This window comes from Burkholderia sp. 9775_39, assembly GCF_015712225.1.
GTDB lineage: Bacteria > Pseudomonadota > Gammaproteobacteria > Burkholderiales > Burkholderiaceae > Burkholderia > Burkholderia cenocepacia.
On record NZ_JACCQC010000006.1, the window covers coordinates 230,584 to 245,938 of the forward strand.

Below are 15,355 nucleotides of genomic sequence, written 5' to 3' on the forward strand. Positions count from 1 at the left end.
TATCGCCCGCGCCGGGTCGTGCGCGCCGTTACAATCACGCGATGATTCCGCACGACCTCACCTTCGTCCTCGGCGGCGCGCGCTCGGGCAAGAGCGCGCATGCCGAGCGGCTCGCCGCCGACAGCGGCCGCCCCGTTACCTACATCGCGACCGCCACCGCCACCGCCGCCGATGCCGATGCCGAATTCGCGCAGCGCATCGCGCATCACCGCGCGCGCCGGCCGGCCGAATGGGGGTTCGCCGACGCGCCCATCGATCTCGCGGGCACGCTCGCGCGGCTCGACGATCCGCACGCGTGCCTGCTCGTCGACTGCCTGACGCTGTGGCTCACGAACCTGCTGTGCCCCGCCGACGGCGAACCGCTCGACGATGCGCACTACGCGGCGCAGGTCGAGCGGCTCGAGCACGCGTTGCGCGGCGCACGCGCGAAGGTGATCGTCGTCAGCAACGAGATCGGGCTCGGCGTCGTGCCGCTCGGGTCGGTCACGCGCCGCTACGTCGACGAGCTCGGGCGCCTGAACCAGCGCGTCGCCGCGCTCGCGACGCGCGTCACGCTGCTGGTTGCCGGGCTGCCGCTCGACCTCAAGGCGGGAGCCCGGTCATGCTGATGCTGTCGCTGCCGGTCGTCGCGATGCTCGCGGTCGCGGCCGCGATCGTCGACCGCGCCATCGGCGAGCCGGCCGGCTGGCATCCGCTCGTCGCGTTCGGCCGCCTCGCCGCGCGCATCGAAGCCGCGTTGAACACGGGCCGGCGCGGCCGTGTGATCGGCGTCGCCGCGTGGCTCGCGGCGGTCGTGCCGCCGGTGGCCGTCGCGGCATGGCTCGTCGCCGTGCTGCCCTGGCCGTTCGCCGCTGCGCTGCACGTCGCGCTGCTGTGGTTCGCGCTCGGCGCGAAGAGCCTCGCCGAACACGTCGCGCCGATCGCCGCCGCGCTGCTGCGGCGCGACCTCGAAGCGGCACGCGCGCTGACCGCGCGCATCGTGTCGCGCGACACCAGCAACGCGGACAAAGGTGCGCTGTCGCGCGCGGCCGTCGAATCGGCGCTCGAAAACGGCAACGACGCGATCTTCGGCGCGCTCTTCTGGTTCGTCGTCGCGGGCGGGCCCGGCGCATTGCTGTTCCGGCTCGCGAACACGCTCGACGCAATGTGGGGCTACCGCACGCCGCGCTTCCTGACCTTCGGCTGGGCCGCCGCGCGCCTCGACGACGCGCTGAACTGGATGCCCGCGCGGCTCACCGCCGCGAGCTACGCGCTGCTCGGTGACACGGCCGCCGCATGGCGCTGCTGGCGCACGCAGGCGCGCCACTGGGACAGCCCGAACGCGGGCCCCGTGATGGCCGCGGGCGCCGGTAGCCTGAACGTGCAACTCGGCGGCCCGGCCGTCTATCACGGCGAAATCGAGGATCGCCCGGTGCTCGGCACCGGGGCCACGGCCACCGCCCTTCACATCGTCGCCGCGCTGTCGCTCGTCACGCGCACGCTCGCGCTGTGGCTCGCGCTGCTGGTCGCGAGCGGCGCACTCGTCATGGCCACCCATCATGTCTGATTCATCCATCGCGCACGGCGGCAACCTGCATGAAGCCGCCCGCCGCCACGGCATTCCGTACGACGCGTGGCTCGATCTGTCGACCGGCATCAATCCGGTCGGCTACCCGGTGCCCCCCGTGCCGGCCAACGCCTGGCGCCGGCTGCCCGACGACGGCGACGGCCTCGCGGCCTGCGCCGCGCAGTACTACCACGCGCCCGATCCCGCGCACGTGCTGCCGGTCGCCGGCAGCCAGGCCGCGATCCGCGCGTTGCCGGCGTTGCTGCCGGCCGGCGACGCCGGCGTCGCGGCGCTCGCGTACGGCGAATACGCACCCGCGTTCGCGCGCCACGGCCATCGCGTCGTCGCGCTCGACATCCACGCGGATACGCTGCCCGCGACGCTGCGTCACGTCATCGTCGGGAATCCGAACAATCCGACCGCCGAATTCGTGCCGACCGCGCGCCTGCTCGGCTGGCATGCGCAACTGGCGGCACGCGGCGGTACGCTGATCGTCGACGAAGCGTTCGCCGACACGGGCGCCGCCCCATCGCTCGCGCCGCACGCCGATCGTCCGGGGCTCGTCGTGCTGCGCTCGGTCGGCAAGTTCTTCGGGCTCGCCGGGATTCGCGCGGGCTTTGTGCTCGCGTGTCCCGCGCTGATCGCCGCGCTGCGCGACACGCTAGGCGCGTGGACGGTCGGCGGCCCCGCGCGCCACGCGGTCGCCGCGGCGTTCGCCGATCGCGCATGGCAAGCTGCCGCCCGCGAGCGGCTCGCGGCCAACGGCGAACGTTTGGCCGCACTGCTGCGCGCGCACGGCTTCGCGGTTCGCGCGACGCCGCTCTTCAGCTGGAGCGACGACCCGCGCGCCTCCGTGCTGCATGCCGCGCTTGCGGCACACGGAATCTGGACGCGGCACTTCCCGGCGCCGTCGAGCGTACGCATCGGCCTGCCGGCGAGCGAAGCCGAATGGCAGCGCCTCGGCGACGCGCTCGCGCAGTGCGTACCCCTGCTGCAGGCGTCCGCATGAGTCCGCGCATGTTCCGTCGGCTCGCGCCGGCCGCGCTGCTGACCGCGCTCGTTCATGCACCGCTCGTCCACGCCGACGTCTCGACGCGCGACGACGCCGGCAATACGGTCACGTTACCCGCGCCTGCCCAACGCGTGATCAGTCTCGCCCCGCACACGACCGAACTCGTCTACGCGGCCGGCGGCGGTGCGAAGCTCGTCGGCACCGTCACGTACAGCGACTATCCGCCCGCCGCGCAAGCGGTGCCGCGCGTCGGCGACAACAAGGCGCTCGACCTCGAACGCATCGCCGCGCTAAAGCCCGACCTGATCGTCGTCTGGCGGCACGGCAACGCCGAGCGGCAGACCGAAGCGCTGCGCGCGCTGCACATTCCGCTGTTCTTCAGTGAACCGAAGCATCTCGACGACGTATCGTCGTCGCTGCGCCGGCTCGGCACGCTGCTCGGCACGCAACCGACCGCCGATGCCGCCGCGGCCGCCTTCATGCGCGACATCGCGGCCCTGCGCGCACGCTACGCGGCACGCCCGCCCGTCTCGATGTTCTTCCAGGTGTGGGACCGCCCGCTGACGACGCTCAACGGCACGCACCTGATCAACGAAGTGTTCGAACTCTGCGGCGGCCGCAACGTATTTGCGTCGCTCAAGCCGCTCGCGCCGACCGTGACCGACGAAGCCGTGCTCGCGGCGAATCCGGAAGCGATCGTGACAACGAGCGCCGGGGCGACCCGTTCGAACGAACCGCTGCCGAGCCTCGCGCGCTGGCGTGCGTGGCCCGCGCTGACGGCCGTGGCGCGCAACAACCTGTTCGCGATCGACGGCGATCTGCTGACGCGGCCGTCGCCGCGCATCGCGCAGGGCGCGGCCGCGCTGTGCGAGGACCTGGATGCCGCGCGTGCGCGGCGGCCGGCGCGCTGATGTCCGGCGGCGGGCGGGTGCATCGCGCATCGATATCGGATGCGCCGGGTGAGCGCGACGGATCGGTCCTGCGCGGCGTCGGTCATCTGCAGACGCAACCGCGCCTACGCGTCCCAGTGCACGACTTCCGCTGCTTGTGCGTCGTCGTCCGCGCGCAGCCAGACGGCCCCGCCCGTCGGCACCGGCCGCGACAGCAGCGTATCGAGCGGCACACGCAATAGATGCGACGCGAACGCGCGGATCACGCCCGCATGCGTGACGACCCATTGCGGGCCGTCGAGCTTCGCCATCGCATCGGCCTGCCGCGCAATCCGCGCGACGAATCGCGCCACGCTTTCGCCGCCGTGCGCGCACGCATGCATCAGGTCGGCCGCCCATGCATCGAGTGCCGCGCGGTCGATATCGTCCCAGCGCTGCATTTCCCACGCGCCGAAATCCATTTCCTGCCAGTCGGCATCGCGCCGCAGCGGCACGTCGAGTGCCCGCGCGAGCCGTTCGGCAATCGACGCGCAGCGCGTCAGCGGGCTCGTCCAGACCTGTTCGGGCAACGGCGCGCCGAGTGTCGACAGATGCGCACACACGGCCTGCGCGCCGCCATCGGCCGATTCGGCGAGCGGCACGTCGCTGCGCCCGTAGCAGATGCCCGGCTCGATGCCGACGGCCGGATGGCGGATCAGGACGATGTCCATCCGAGCACCACGAGATAGATGGCCAATTCGCCCAATTGCTGCGCGAAACCGAGACAGTCGCCCGTATAACCGCCGATCCGCTTCACGAAGTAGCGGGCCAGCCACGCGCGCACCAGGACGAGCGCCACGCATGCGGCAACGCCCATGCGCCAGTCCGGCCAGAACAGCCACGGCAGTCCGAACACCGCCGCGACGCACGCCGCGCGTGCGCCCATCCGTTGCGCGACCGGCTTCGCCTTGCCTTCGGGCCGCACGTAGTCGAGCGTCATCAGCAGGCTCACGGCCATCGCGCGGCTCGCCGCATGCGCGGCGATCATCGTCCATGCGGCGCGCAGCGGCAGCATCGACGTCAGCGCCTGCCATTTCAGCCCGAGCGCGATCACGAGCGCGACCGCACCGAACGTGCCGATCCGCGAATCGTGCATGATGCGCAGCACGTCGTCGCGCGTGTAGCCGCCGCCGAACGCGTCGCAACTGTCGGCGAGGCCGTCTTCGTGGAAGGCGCCGGTCGCGAGCAGCGTCGCGGCCATCGACAGCCCGACCGCGATCGACGGTGGCAGCGCGCGCAGCGCGACGAGATAGACCAGCGCGCCCCATGCGCCGACGCAAGCGCCGACGAGCGGGAAATAGCGCGCGGCCTGGTCGAGATCGCCGGCCGCATAGCCGATCGAGCGCGGCACGGGCACGCGCGTGAAATAGCCGAGCGCGACGAAGAAGTAGCGCAGTTCGGCCCGCATGCCGCGCGCGCGCTCAGGCGTCACGATTGTCGACACCGGCGGATTCGAAACTCGCCATCTCGCTCAGGAACGCGGCCGCCGCGCGCACCAGCGGCAGCGCGAGCGCGGCGCCCGTGCCTTCGCCGAGCCGCAGGTCGAGCGCGAGCAGCGGCTTCGCGCCGAAATGCTCGAGCATGCGCCGATGGCCGGCCTCGTGCGACGTATGCGAGAACACGCAGTAGTCGCGCACGCCGGGCGCGATGCGCTCGGCGACGAGCAGCGCGGCGGTCGCGATGAAGCCGTCGACGAGGATCGTCATCCGCTCGCTCGCGGCCGCGAGGTACGCGCCCGTCATCATCGCGATCTCGAAGCCGCCGAACGTCGCGAGCACGTCGAGCGGCGCGATCGCATGCGAATGCTTGACGAGCGCGCGGCCGAGCACCGCGCGCTTGTGCGCGAGGCCCTGATCGTCGAGCCCCGTGCCGCGGCCGACGCATGCGTCGATCGGCACGTCGAGCAGACGGCTCATCAGGCACGCGGCCGACGACGTGTTCGCGATCCCCATCTCGCCGAAGCCGATCACGTTCGTGCCGAGCGACGCGTGCAGGCGAACGCGCGCCGCGCCGGCGGCCAGCGCGGCCATCGCCTCGTCGCGCGTCATCGCCGGCTGCGCCGCGAAGTTGCGCGTGCCGCGCGCGACCGGCAGCGACACCAGCCGGTCCGACAGCGGCAGCGGCGACGCGACGCCCGCATCGACGATCTCGAGCGTGCTCTGCGCGACACCCGAAAACGCGTTGATCGCCGCACCGCCGGCCAGGAAGTTCGCGACCATCTGCGCGGTCACCGCCTGCGGATAAGGACTGACGCCCTCGGCCGCGATCCCGTGGTCGCCCGCGAACACGATCGTCGCGGGCCGCTGCACGACCGGCCGCTCGGTGTGCTGGATCAGGCCGATCTGCAGCGCGACCGCCTCGAGCTGACCGAGGCTGCCGGGTGGCTTGGTCTTGTGGTCGATCACATGTTGGAGGCGCTTGCGCAGTGCGTCGTCGAGCGGCGCGATCGCGGGCGGGAATTGGGTCGGAGTCATCATCGAGGAGCCGTGTCGTGCGCGCGGCATGCGCCGCGCATCGGAAAAATCGGAACGGGAAACGTCATTGTCGCGCAGGCCATGCGGGCAGCAGCGCATCGCGGCCGTTCTCGCGGATCAGCACGAGCGGATAGCCGAACGCGTCGCTCGCGCGCTCGGGCGTCAGCACGTCGTGCACGCGGCCGGCCCACGCTTGGCCGCGGCCGTCGAGCAGCAGCGCATGCGTCGCGAAACGCCGCGCGAGATTCAGGTCGTGACACGAAAACACCACCGTGCGCGGGCCTGCCGCGAGCCACGCGGCGAGCGCGGTCAGGCAGTCGATCTGGTGATGCAGGTCGAGATGCGCGAGCGGTTCGTCGAGCAGCATCAGCGGCGCATCCTGGCACAGCGTCGCGGCCAGCGCGACCCGCTGCCGCTCGCCGCCCGACAGCGACATCACGTCGCGCGCCGCGAGCGAGCTCAGGTCGAACGTCGCCAGCGCATCGCGCGCGGCCGCGCGGTCGCCGTCGCGCTCCCAGCCCCAGCCGCCGAGATACGGAAAGCGGTTGAGCAGCACCGTGTCGAACACCGTCGCGCTGAACGCATCGTGCAATTGCTGCGGCATCAGCGCGCGGCGCTGCGCGAGGTGCTCGGGACGCCACGCGGCAAGCGGCCGGCCGTCGATCTCGACGTGTCCGCCGGCGGGCGGCTGCAATCCCGCGAGCGTGGCGAGCAGCGTCGTCTTGCCCGCGCCGTTCGGCCCGGCGACGCACCAGATCTCGCCGGGGCGGAACGCGTGCGTGAAGCGATCGAGCAGCGTGCGCGCGCCGGCCTTCAATGTCAGGTCGACGGCCCTGTAGTGCATGTCGCCGGCGGCGACGTACGGTGTGGCGCCCGTCATCGCATCGGCCTCCTCAGCAACATCCACAGGAACACCGGCACGCCGATCAACGCGGTCATCACGCCGACCGGCAGTTGCGCGGGCGCGATCGCGGTGCGCGCGAGCAGGTCGGCCGCCATCACGCCGCCACCGCCCGCGAGCATCGCGGCCGGCAGCAGCATCCGCTGGTCGTTGCCGAACGCGAGCCGCAGCGCATGCGGCACGACGAGCCCGACGAAGCCGATCGTGCCGGCCGTCGTCACGGCAGCGGCCGCGGCCAGCGACGCGACGAGATAGATCCGCACGCGCAGCCGCGCGACCGGTACGCCGAGCGCCTGCGCGGTCGCGTCGCCGCGCAGCAGCACGTTCAGTTGCGGCGCGGCCGGCAGCGCGACGCACGCGCTCAGCAACAGCGCGCCCCACGCGAACCACGGCGCCGTCGCGCCGTTCAGGTCGCCCGTCAGCCAGAAGATGATGCCGCGCAGCCGCGCATCGGGCGCGAGCGACAGCAACAGCGTGACGAGCGCGCCCCATCCCGCCGCGATCACGACGCCGGTGAGCAGCAGCCGCGGCGATGCGTCGCGCGATTCGCCGCGCCACAGCTCGCGTCTGGCGAGACCGAGCACGAGCGCGACCGAGACGAGCGAACCGGCGAACGCGGATGCGTCGACGAGCCACCACGCGCCGCCCGCGATCATCGCGACGAGCGCGAAGCCGGCCGCGCCGCCGGACACGCCCAGCACGTACGGCTCCGCGAGCGGATTGCGCAGCAGCACTTGCAACAACGCGCCGGCTAGCGCGAGCAGCGCGCCGCACGCGAAACCCGCGAGCGCGCGCGGCAGGCGCAGCGTGCGGACGATATCGGCAAACAGGGTATCGCCGCCGTGCGGCACGAGCGAAGCGAGTGCCTGCCACGGCGACATCGGCACGCTGCCGATCGACAGCGACGCGACGAACAGCAATGCGACCACGGCGGCCAGCGCGGCCCAGATGACAGTGGCGCGTGCGGCGCTCATGCGGCGCACGGCCGCGCGCCCGACGCACGGCGCATCCGCTTGCAGGGGCCGGCCGGGCGCGACGGGGGCGCGTGGCGGACGATTGGGGTCGGCATCGAAGAACGTTCCGTGAAGCATTGCGCGCCCCGCTTCCCCGCAGGCCGCGCGTCATGGAGCCCGTGCGGGCTCCCCGTCTCGGCCGGTATCCGGGCTGGCGGCGGTCCGGCTCGCCTTCCCGCGCGATGACGCGCAGTGGCCCGCGCCCGCGTGCGACCTGCACGCGAAACGCGCCCGAGCCGGCCTGCGTCATGCGACGCGGCCGCTTACCGTTGCGGGGGCAGCGCAGGTTGACGCGCTCGCGGAGCCCGCACCCTGCTTCCCGTTTAACCGCGCGTCCTGCGCGCGAGCACCGAGGCGGCGCCAGTTTAGGAGCCGGTCGCGCGAGCGTCAAGGAAGCGTCCGGAGACACGCGGGACGCGCCTATTCGCGGCAAGAAGCAGGGGTGTTACGACTGGAAACGTTACAGATGTCGGATTGCGCGTTATTCCGCGCTAAAATGCTGGGTCTTTAGAGGACGCAGCAAATGCTCAACGAACTCGAAACCCTATCTCAAAATATTGGCCGTCTGATTTCGCTGAACAAGCGCTATCACTCGGAACGGCTCGCGCTCGAGGAGCAGGTCGCGCAATTGCGCGCGGAAGCGGACACGGTCCGCGCGGAACTCGCGCAGCTGCGCGACGAACGCAATGCGCTCGCGGCCGAGCGCGACACGCTGTCGGCGAAGATCGACGACGCCCAGGTGAAACTGAACGCGATTCTCGAAAAGCTGCCGCGCTCGAAGAGCGCGGAGCAAGCCGACAACCAGCTCGACCTGCTGGATGCGCAGGCGCGCACGGATGGCGATGACGCGGCCAGCCACGGAGAACATGCATGAGCACCAAGCAGATCGAAGTCTCGATTCTCGGTCAGCCCTATCGGCTCGCCTGTTCGGCCGAGACCGAAGCGGCGCTGCTCGAAGCGGTCGCGCGCGTCGACGCCGAAATGTCGAAAATCCGCTCGAACAGCTCGGTACGCGGCACCGATCGCATCGCGGTGATGGCGGCGCTGTCGCTCGCATCGGAATTGCTGCGGCTGCAAACGAGCGTGCGGCATGGTGAAGCATTTCCGGCGGAGGAAATCCGTCGTACAATGCACCAGATGAACGAACAACTCGGTGCGGTGCTCGCACAGCACGAGACGCAGTAACGTTTCAAACGATGCGTCGATTCCGCTTGATCTCGACGGTCAACGGTGGTCAAATTGGCGCATCGAATCACAGTTCAGTCAGCTTCCCTGCCTGGTTCGCCAAGGTCATATATTCCTTGAACCAATGCCATGTGCACGGTTGCGGAAATTTGTAGCACGGGCGCGCGCGTCACTCTGTCTGATGTACCCGAAGTGCTGCTAACTGCGACCAATTCTGAACCTCAGGTTCAGGATGCCGGCCTAGCGGCCAAGGCGGGGGCCTATCCAACGGCATCGGGAATTTCCGATGCCGTTTCCTTTTGAGGGTCTGTTTGCATGCGGAACGCGCATGCGAATGCCCGAAATCGCTCGTCCCCCGAGGGGACGTCCTTGCGGGGCGCAGGCAAGAAGCGAGGAGCGCCGTGTGGCCGAGCCAGGCAAGTGACGAGCGACGCCGCCATACGGGCGATTTCGGGCATTCCCGTGGATTGAATTTTTAGTTTGGGTTGCCACGAGAACGGCCGTCCTCGTGGCAACGCATGCGCGTTCCGCATGCAAACAGACCCTCATGCCCATTCTGCGTCGATTACGATCCATGCAATACTGGCTGATGAAGTCCGAACCGGACGAAGCAAGCATCGACGATCTCGCCAACGCACCGCAGCGCTCGCTGCCGTGGACCGGCGTGCGCAACTATCAGGCGCGCAATTTCATGCGCGACACGATGAAGATCGGCGACGGCGTGCTGTTCTATCACTCGAGCTGCCCCGAGCCGGGCATCGCGGGCCTCGCCGAAGTATCGTCGACGCCCTACCCCGATCCGACGCAGTTCGATCCGAAAAGCCCCTATTACGATCCGAAATCGACGCAGGAAGCGCCACGCTGGCTGCTCGTCGACGTGCGCTTCGTGAAGAAGTCGCCGCTCGTGCCGCTCGCCGCGCTGCGCGAGCACGACGAGCTGGCCGACATGCGCGTGCTCGCCCGCGGCAACCGGCTGTCGATCACGCCGGTCACGCGGGCGGAATGGCGCTTCATCACCGAAAAGTTGATGAAGTAGGCCGCGCGCCAAAGGTCAAATCTGGTCAGTACACGCCGCCGCGACGGAACTCGCGGCCGGTTCGCACGGCCTAAGCAACCGCTGTCGGCCGATCGGGCCGGCTGTCGTTTTTTTCGTCGCGCGGTACGCCCGCGTCGTGCACGCGTGATCCGCGTGCGCGCCCTCGCACAAGGAGTCCAACAATGACCAAGAAATCCGCACTCGCGCTGTCGCTCGCCCTTGCCGCCGCCGTTCCCGTCGCGCTGACGCTCGCGTCGCCCGCCGCGCACGCCCAGACGGCGAACCCGCACTTTCCGGAGCCGGCGGGCGTGCTGTCGCTTTCGTCGCAGGCCAGTGCCGACGTGCCGCAGGACATCATTCATATCACGCTGTTCTACGAGCAGCAGGCCAAGGATCCGGGCAGCCTCACCGCGCAGCTGAACCAGCGCGCGGACGCGGCGCTGTCGCAGGCGAAGGGCGTGTCGGGCGTCACCGCGCATACGGGTGCGTTCTCCGTGTATCCGAGCACCGATCGCGACGGCAAGATCTCCGCATGGCGCGGCCGCACCGAGGTCGCGCTCGAATCGCGCGATTTCGCCGCGGCGTCGAAGCTGGCAGGCCAGTTGTCGAACCTGATGCAGGTCGCGAACGTCGAGTTCTCGTTGTCGCCGGAAGCGCAGCGCGCGGCCGAGCAAAAGCTCACGACGGAAGCGATCAAGTCGTTCCGCGCCCGCGCGGACGAAGCCGCGAAGGCGTTCGGCTACAGCAGCTACACGATCCGCGACGTGAACGTCGGCAGCGGCCGCAACGTGCAGCCGTACACGCGCATGATGGCGATGGCCGCGGCGCCGATGGACAGCGCGAAGATGAGCGCGCCGATCGCGGTCGAAGGCGGCAAGGCCACCGTGTCGGTCACCGTCAACGGCTCCGTGCAGATGAAGTAACGCGCGTCGCGCAGTTGTCGGAAACGAAAACGCCGGCCCGAGGGCCGGCGTTTTTCATGTACATCCGCGCAGCCGATGCACGCGCCGATCACGCGTGCATCGATACCGCGTCACGTAATCACTTCATGCAGCCGCATTCGCGTTCGCCGCGCGGCGGCGATACGCCCAGACCATCATCGCGATCCCCGCGACGATCATCGGCAGCGACAGCCACTGCCCCATCGACAGGCCGAGCGCCAGCAGACCGAGGAAGTCGTCGGGTTCGCGCGCGAACTCGACCGTGAAGCGCGCGAGGCCATAACCGATCAGGAACAGTGCCGATATCGCGCCCATCGGCCGCGGCTTGCGCGCGAACAGGAACAGCACGAAGAACAGTGCGATACCTTCGAGCGCGATTTCATAGAGCTGCGAAGGATGGCGCGGCAGCATCTGGTATTGCATGAACACGTCGGCGAGATGCCACTTCTCGACGAGTGCCGGATGCTTCGGCAGCCATGCCGCATCGTCGCGCATCGCGCCCGGGAACAGCATCGCCCACGGCGCCGTCGGATCGGTCACGCGGCCCCACAGTTCGCCGTTGATGAAGTTGCCGAGCCGCCCCGCCGCGAGCCCGGTCGGCACCATCGGCGCGACGAAATCGGTGACCTGCAGCCAGTGCCGCTTGCGCTGCCACGCGAACAGCATCATCGCGAGCGTCACGCCGAGGAAGCCGCCGTGAAACGACATGCCGCCTTCCCACACCTTGAACACGTCGAGCGGGTGCGAAAAGTAGAAATCGGCCTTGTAGAACAGCACGTAGCCGAGCCGGCCGCCGAGCACGGTGCCCAGCACGCCGTAGAACATCATGTCGTCGATGTCCTTCGCGGTCCAGCCCTGCGCCGCGACGTACGGCAGCTTCAGGCGGATCCGGCCGACGACGATCGCCGCGATGAAGCCGACGAGATACATGAGGCCGTACCAGCGCACGGCCAGCGGCCCGAGATGGATCGCAACGGGGTCGAAATTCGGGTGAATGATCATGGGTTAGCGAAGAAGTTTTCGAATACGGTACGGCCGTCGCACGCGCAGCACCGCGCGTTGGACGGCGCCCGCGCGCCATCGTTCACGTCACGCGGCAAGACCTTGTGCGCGCACGACGTCGATGAAGCCGGCGAGCACGGGGCTCACGTCGCCGGTGCGCCACACGAGCCCCGTCTCGACGACCGGCGCAGAGCCGGCGAGCGGCCGGTAGACCACGCCGGTGCGCCGCAGGTTACGCAGCGATTGCGGCACCAGTGCGACGCCCATGCCGGCCGACACGAGGCTGACGATCGTCTGCATCTGGATCGCCTCCTGGCCGATGCGCGGGGTTGCCCCCGCCGCGCCGTAGCAGCCCGTAATGATGTCATAAAAGCCGGGCGCCAAACGGCGCGGAAAGATCACGAGCGGCAACGCGGCGACATCGGCAAGCTGCACGGGCACGTCCTCGGGCGCATCGGACGCCCCGGCCGGCATCGCGACCACCAGCGGCTCGCGCACGACCGGCAGGTACGACAGCCCGGCCGCGTGACGCGGCGGCACGGGCGGAATGACGAGCCCGGCGTCGATGCGCCCGGCGACGAGTTCGTCGATCTGCACGTCGCTCGTCGCTTCGGCGAGCTGCAACCGCACCTGCGGGTAGCGCGCGCCGAACGCACGCAGCAAAGACGGCAACAGCCCGTAATCGGCGGTCGACACGAATGCGAGCGACAGCGAGCCGGCCTCCCCGCGTGCGAGCCGTCGCGCGAGCGGCGGCAGTGCATCGGCCGACGCCAGCAGCCGGTGCACGTCCGGCAACAACGCCGCGCCGACCGCCGTCAGCGCCACCGAGCGCTTGGTGCGCACGAACAGCGCGACGCCCAACGCGTCCTCGAGCGCGCGGATCGCCTGCGACAGCGGCGGCTGCGTCATCGACAGGCGCTCGGCCGCGCGACCGAAGTGGCGCTCGTCGGCGACGGTCGCGAAATAGCGCCACTGGCGCAGGTCGGGGATCGGATCGGCCATGTTCAACTCATTCGAAAAACGACTTAATAGGCGACAAATAATATATTGGACATCCCAATCGGGAAACTCCATGCTTGTTCGATCCGAACCGGCGCGCCCTTCAGGGTGACGCCCATACAACGATGGAGTCCCCCATGTCGTACAACCGCCGCTCGAAGCACATCACGCAAGGCGTGGCCCGTTCGCCGAACCGCTCGATGTATTACGCCCTCGGCTACCAGAAGGACGATTTCGACAAACCGATGGTCGGCATCGCGAACGGCCACTCGACGATCACGCCGTGCAATTCCGGCCTGCAGCGCCTGTCGGACGCGGCCGTGGATGCCGTGAAGGCGGCCGGCGCGAATCCGCAGATCTTCGGCACGCCGACGATTTCGGACGGCATGTCGATGGGCACCGAAGGGATGAAGTATTCGCTCGTGTCGCGCGAAGTGATCGCCGACTGCATCGAGACCTGCGTGCAGGGCCAGTGGATGGACGGCGTGGTGGTGGTCGGCGGCTGCGACAAGAACATGCCGGGCGGCATGATCGCGCTCGCGCGCCTGAACGTGCCGGGCATCTACGTGTACGGCGGCACGATCCGCCCGGGCAACTGGAAAGGCCGCGACCTGACGATCGTGTCGTCGTTCGAGGCCGTCGGCGAATTCACCGCGGGCCGGATGTCGCAGGAGGATTTCGAAGGCGTCGAGAAGAACGCGTGCCCGACGTCGGGTTCGTGCGGCGGCATGTACACCGCGAACACGATGAGCTCGTCGTTCGAGGCGCTCGGGATGTCGCTGCTGTATTCGTCGACGATGGCGAACCCCGACCAGGAGAAAGTCGATTCGGCCGCCGAATCGGCGCGCGTGCTAGTCGAGGCGGTGAAGCGCGACCTGAAGCCGCGCGACATCATCACGAAGGAATCGATCGAGAACGCGGTGTCGCTGATCATGGCCACCGGCGGCTCGACCAACGCGGTGCTGCACTATCTCGCGATCGCGCACGCGGCCGAGGTCGACTGGACGATCGACGACTTCGAGCGCATCCGCAAGCGCGTGCCGGTGATCTGCGACCTGAAGCCGTCCGGAAAGTACGTCGCGACCGACCTGCACCGGGCCGGCGGGATTCCGCAGGTGCTGAAGATCCTGCTCGATGCGGGGCTGCTGCACGGCGACTGCATGACGATCACCGGCCGCACGATCGCCGACGAGCTGAAGGACGTGCCGAGCGTGCCGCGCGCGGATCAGCACGTGATCTTCCCGATCGACCGCGCGCTGTACAAGGAAGGCCACCTGGCGATCCTGAAGGGCAATCTCGCGGAAGACGGTGCGGTCGCGAAAATCACCGGCCTGAAGAACCCGGTGATCACGGGCCCGGCGCGCGTGTTCGACGACGAGCAGAGCGCGATGGACGCGATCCTCGGCGACCGGATCCGCGCGGGCGACATCCTCGTGCTGCGCTACCTCGGCCCGCAGGGCGGCCCCGGCATGCCGGAAATGCTCGCGCCGACTTCCGTGATCATCGGCAAGGGGCTCGGCGAATCGGTCGGCTTCATCACGGACGGCCGCTTCTCGGGCGGCACCTGGGGCATGGTGGTCGGCCACGTCGCGCCGGAGGCGTTCGTCGGCGGCACGATCGCGCTGGTGCAGGAAGGCGATTCGATCACGATCGACGCGCACCGGCTGCTGCTGCAACTGAACGTCGACGAGGCGGAACTCGCACGCCGCCGCGCCGCGTGGCGGCAACCGGCGCCGCGCTATACGCGCGGGGTGCTCGCCAAATTCGCGGCGCTCGCGCGGCCGGCGAACCAGGGGGCGGTCACGGGCTGAGGCAGGGACACCATCGCATGCGGCCCCGATAAACGGGGGCCGCCTGGGGAACGCGCAAAACCTGCTTCCCCTTTGCTTCTATAATGCGCGGACCATGAAGCCGGCCGTCCCCGCCGGCGGAGAACCGCATGAAACAGACGATATTGCGCGTGCTGCTCGCGACGCTGCTGACCGGCAGCGCGGCGGCGGCGCGTGCCGACCAGGCCGACGGACTCGCCCTGGCGCAGCGCAGGAACTGCATGGCCTGCCATGCGATCGGCAAGCCGCTGATGGGCCCGGCGTTTCGCGACATCGCCGGCAAGTACGCGGCGCGTGGCGATGCGGTCGATTACCTCGCGCAATCGATCGTGAAAGGCAGCGTCGGCGTGTGGGGCAGCGTGCCGATGCCCGCCAATACGCAACTGACGAGCACCGAAGCGCACACGCTCGCGCAGTGGGTGCTGTCGGTACGCTGAACCGGATAGCGGCGCGGCGCCCCCCGTCGGGTGCAGGGCGCCGCAAGAAGG

At 69.5% G+C, this 15,355-nt stretch carries 17 protein-coding genes, 1 other RNA gene and 1 riboswitch; of the genes, 11 read left to right on the top strand and 7 right to left on the bottom strand.

Features of this window, described 5'->3' with window-relative positions:
- Nucleotides 1-41: 41 nt before the first annotated feature.
- Genes cobU through H0X90_RS10910 form a run of 4 tightly spaced genes read left to right on the top strand, consistent with a single transcriptional unit; the run spans nucleotide 42 to nucleotide 3,469 of the window.
- A complete protein-coding gene (gene cobU / locus H0X90_RS10895) occupies nucleotides 42-608 on the top strand; it encodes a bifunctional adenosylcobinamide kinase/adenosylcobinamide-phosphate guanylyltransferase (RefSeq protein ID WP_196438139.1) in 567 nt (188 codons plus the stop codon).
- Nucleotides 602-1,546, top strand: a complete 945-nt coding sequence (cbiB, locus tag H0X90_RS10900; RefSeq protein WP_077188818.1) for an adenosylcobinamide-phosphate synthase CbiB — start codon at nucleotides 602-604, stop codon at nucleotides 1,544-1,546. The genes cobU and cbiB overlap by 7 nt, the downstream gene beginning before the upstream one ends.
- Entirely contained in the window at nucleotides 1,539-2,555 is a 1,017-nt protein-coding gene (gene cobD, locus H0X90_RS10905; protein ID WP_077188817.1) for a threonine-phosphate decarboxylase CobD, read from the top strand. The genes cbiB and cobD overlap by 8 nt, the downstream gene beginning before the upstream one ends.
- The gene (locus H0X90_RS10910; protein WP_077188816.1) at nucleotides 2,552-3,469 is read left to right on the top strand and encodes a cobalamin-binding protein; all 918 of its coding nucleotides are present in this window, start codon (nucleotides 2,552-2,554) and stop codon (nucleotides 3,467-3,469) included. The genes cobD and H0X90_RS10910 overlap by 4 nt, the downstream gene beginning before the upstream one ends.
- A 104-nt stretch (nucleotides 3,470-3,573) precedes the next feature.
- Here the strand turns inward: H0X90_RS10910 and cobC are convergent, their stop codons facing one another.
- From cobC to H0X90_RS10935, 5 genes are all read right to left on the bottom strand, one after another.
- The gene (gene cobC, locus H0X90_RS10915) at nucleotides 3,574-4,158 is read right to left on the bottom strand and encodes an alpha-ribazole phosphatase (RefSeq protein WP_006496110.1); all 585 of its coding nucleotides are present in this window, start codon (nucleotides 4,156-4,158) and stop codon (nucleotides 3,574-3,576) included.
- Nucleotides 4,143-4,895 (bottom strand): adenosylcobinamide-GDP ribazoletransferase, encoded by a 753-nt coding sequence (locus H0X90_RS10920; RefSeq protein ID WP_006496111.1) that lies wholly within the window; start codon nucleotides 4,893-4,895, stop codon nucleotides 4,143-4,145. The genes cobC and H0X90_RS10920 overlap by 16 nt, the downstream gene beginning before the upstream one ends.
- A gap of 13 nt (nucleotides 4,896-4,908) precedes the next feature.
- Nucleotides 4,909-5,964 (bottom strand): nicotinate-nucleotide--dimethylbenzimidazole phosphoribosyltransferase, encoded by a 1,056-nt coding sequence (cobT, locus tag H0X90_RS10925; RefSeq protein ID WP_077188815.1) that lies wholly within the window; start codon nucleotides 5,962-5,964, stop codon nucleotides 4,909-4,911.
- Between the two features lie 61 nt (nucleotides 5,965-6,025).
- Nucleotides 6,026-6,841 (bottom strand): ABC transporter ATP-binding protein, encoded by an 816-nt coding sequence (locus H0X90_RS10930; RefSeq protein WP_077188814.1) that lies wholly within the window; start codon nucleotides 6,839-6,841, stop codon nucleotides 6,026-6,028.
- Nucleotides 6,838-7,836, bottom strand: coding sequence for an iron ABC transporter permease (locus tag H0X90_RS10935; RefSeq protein ID WP_227739781.1), 999 nt, complete (start codon nucleotides 7,834-7,836; stop codon nucleotides 6,838-6,840). The genes H0X90_RS10930 and H0X90_RS10935 overlap by 4 nt, the downstream gene beginning before the upstream one ends.
- A 158-nt stretch (nucleotides 7,837-7,994) precedes the next feature.
- Nucleotides 7,995-8,244, bottom strand: a riboswitch (cobalamin riboswitch).
- A gap of 154 nt (nucleotides 8,245-8,398) precedes the next feature.
- Between H0X90_RS10935 and H0X90_RS10940 the strand changes: the two genes are divergently transcribed.
- The 5 genes from H0X90_RS10940 (at nucleotide 8,399) to H0X90_RS10960 (ending at nucleotide 11,019) form a co-directional block, all read left to right on the top strand.
- A complete protein-coding gene (locus tag H0X90_RS10940) occupies nucleotides 8,399-8,749 on the top strand; it encodes an ATPase (RefSeq protein ID WP_006478092.1) in 351 nt (116 codons plus the stop codon).
- On the top strand, nucleotides 8,746-9,060 hold the full coding sequence (locus H0X90_RS10945) for a cell division protein ZapA (RefSeq protein ID WP_006478091.1): 315 nt from the start codon (nucleotides 8,746-8,748) through the stop codon (nucleotides 9,058-9,060). Before H0X90_RS10940 ends, H0X90_RS10945 begins: the two co-directional genes overlap by 4 nt.
- A gap of 81 nt (nucleotides 9,061-9,141) precedes the next feature.
- Nucleotides 9,142-9,323, top strand: a non-coding RNA gene (ssrS, locus tag H0X90_RS10950) — 6S RNA.
- A 311-nt stretch (nucleotides 9,324-9,634) separates the two neighbouring features.
- On the top strand, nucleotides 9,635-10,096 hold the full coding sequence (locus tag H0X90_RS10955) for an EVE domain-containing protein (RefSeq protein WP_006478090.1): 462 nt from the start codon (nucleotides 9,635-9,637) through the stop codon (nucleotides 10,094-10,096).
- Between the two features lie 182 nt (nucleotides 10,097-10,278).
- A complete protein-coding gene (locus H0X90_RS10960; RefSeq protein ID WP_006484449.1) occupies nucleotides 10,279-11,019 on the top strand; it encodes an SIMPL domain-containing protein in 741 nt (246 codons plus the stop codon).
- A gap of 123 nt (nucleotides 11,020-11,142) precedes the next feature.
- Here H0X90_RS10960 and lgt read toward each other — a convergent pair whose 3' ends face one another.
- Both lgt and H0X90_RS10970 read right to left on the bottom strand, forming a co-directional pair.
- The gene (lgt, locus tag H0X90_RS10965; RefSeq protein WP_034201458.1) at nucleotides 11,143-12,039 is read right to left on the bottom strand and encodes a prolipoprotein diacylglyceryl transferase; all 897 of its coding nucleotides are present in this window, start codon (nucleotides 12,037-12,039) and stop codon (nucleotides 11,143-11,145) included.
- 87 nt (nucleotides 12,040-12,126) lie between these two features.
- A complete protein-coding gene (locus H0X90_RS10970) occupies nucleotides 12,127-13,041 on the bottom strand; it encodes a LysR substrate-binding domain-containing protein (RefSeq protein ID WP_048989039.1) in 915 nt (304 codons plus the stop codon).
- Nucleotides 13,042-13,175: 134 nt separating this feature from the next.
- Here H0X90_RS10970 and ilvD point away from each other — a divergent pair, with 134 nt between their 5' ends.
- Nucleotides 13,176-14,849 (top strand): dihydroxy-acid dehydratase, encoded by a 1,674-nt coding sequence (ilvD, locus tag H0X90_RS10975; RefSeq protein WP_077188813.1) that lies wholly within the window; start codon nucleotides 13,176-13,178, stop codon nucleotides 14,847-14,849.
- Between the two features lie 128 nt (nucleotides 14,850-14,977).
- A complete protein-coding gene (locus H0X90_RS10980) occupies nucleotides 14,978-15,304 on the top strand; it encodes a c-type cytochrome (RefSeq protein ID WP_006496118.1) in 327 nt (108 codons plus the stop codon).
- Nucleotides 15,305-15,355 lie beyond the last annotated feature (51 nt).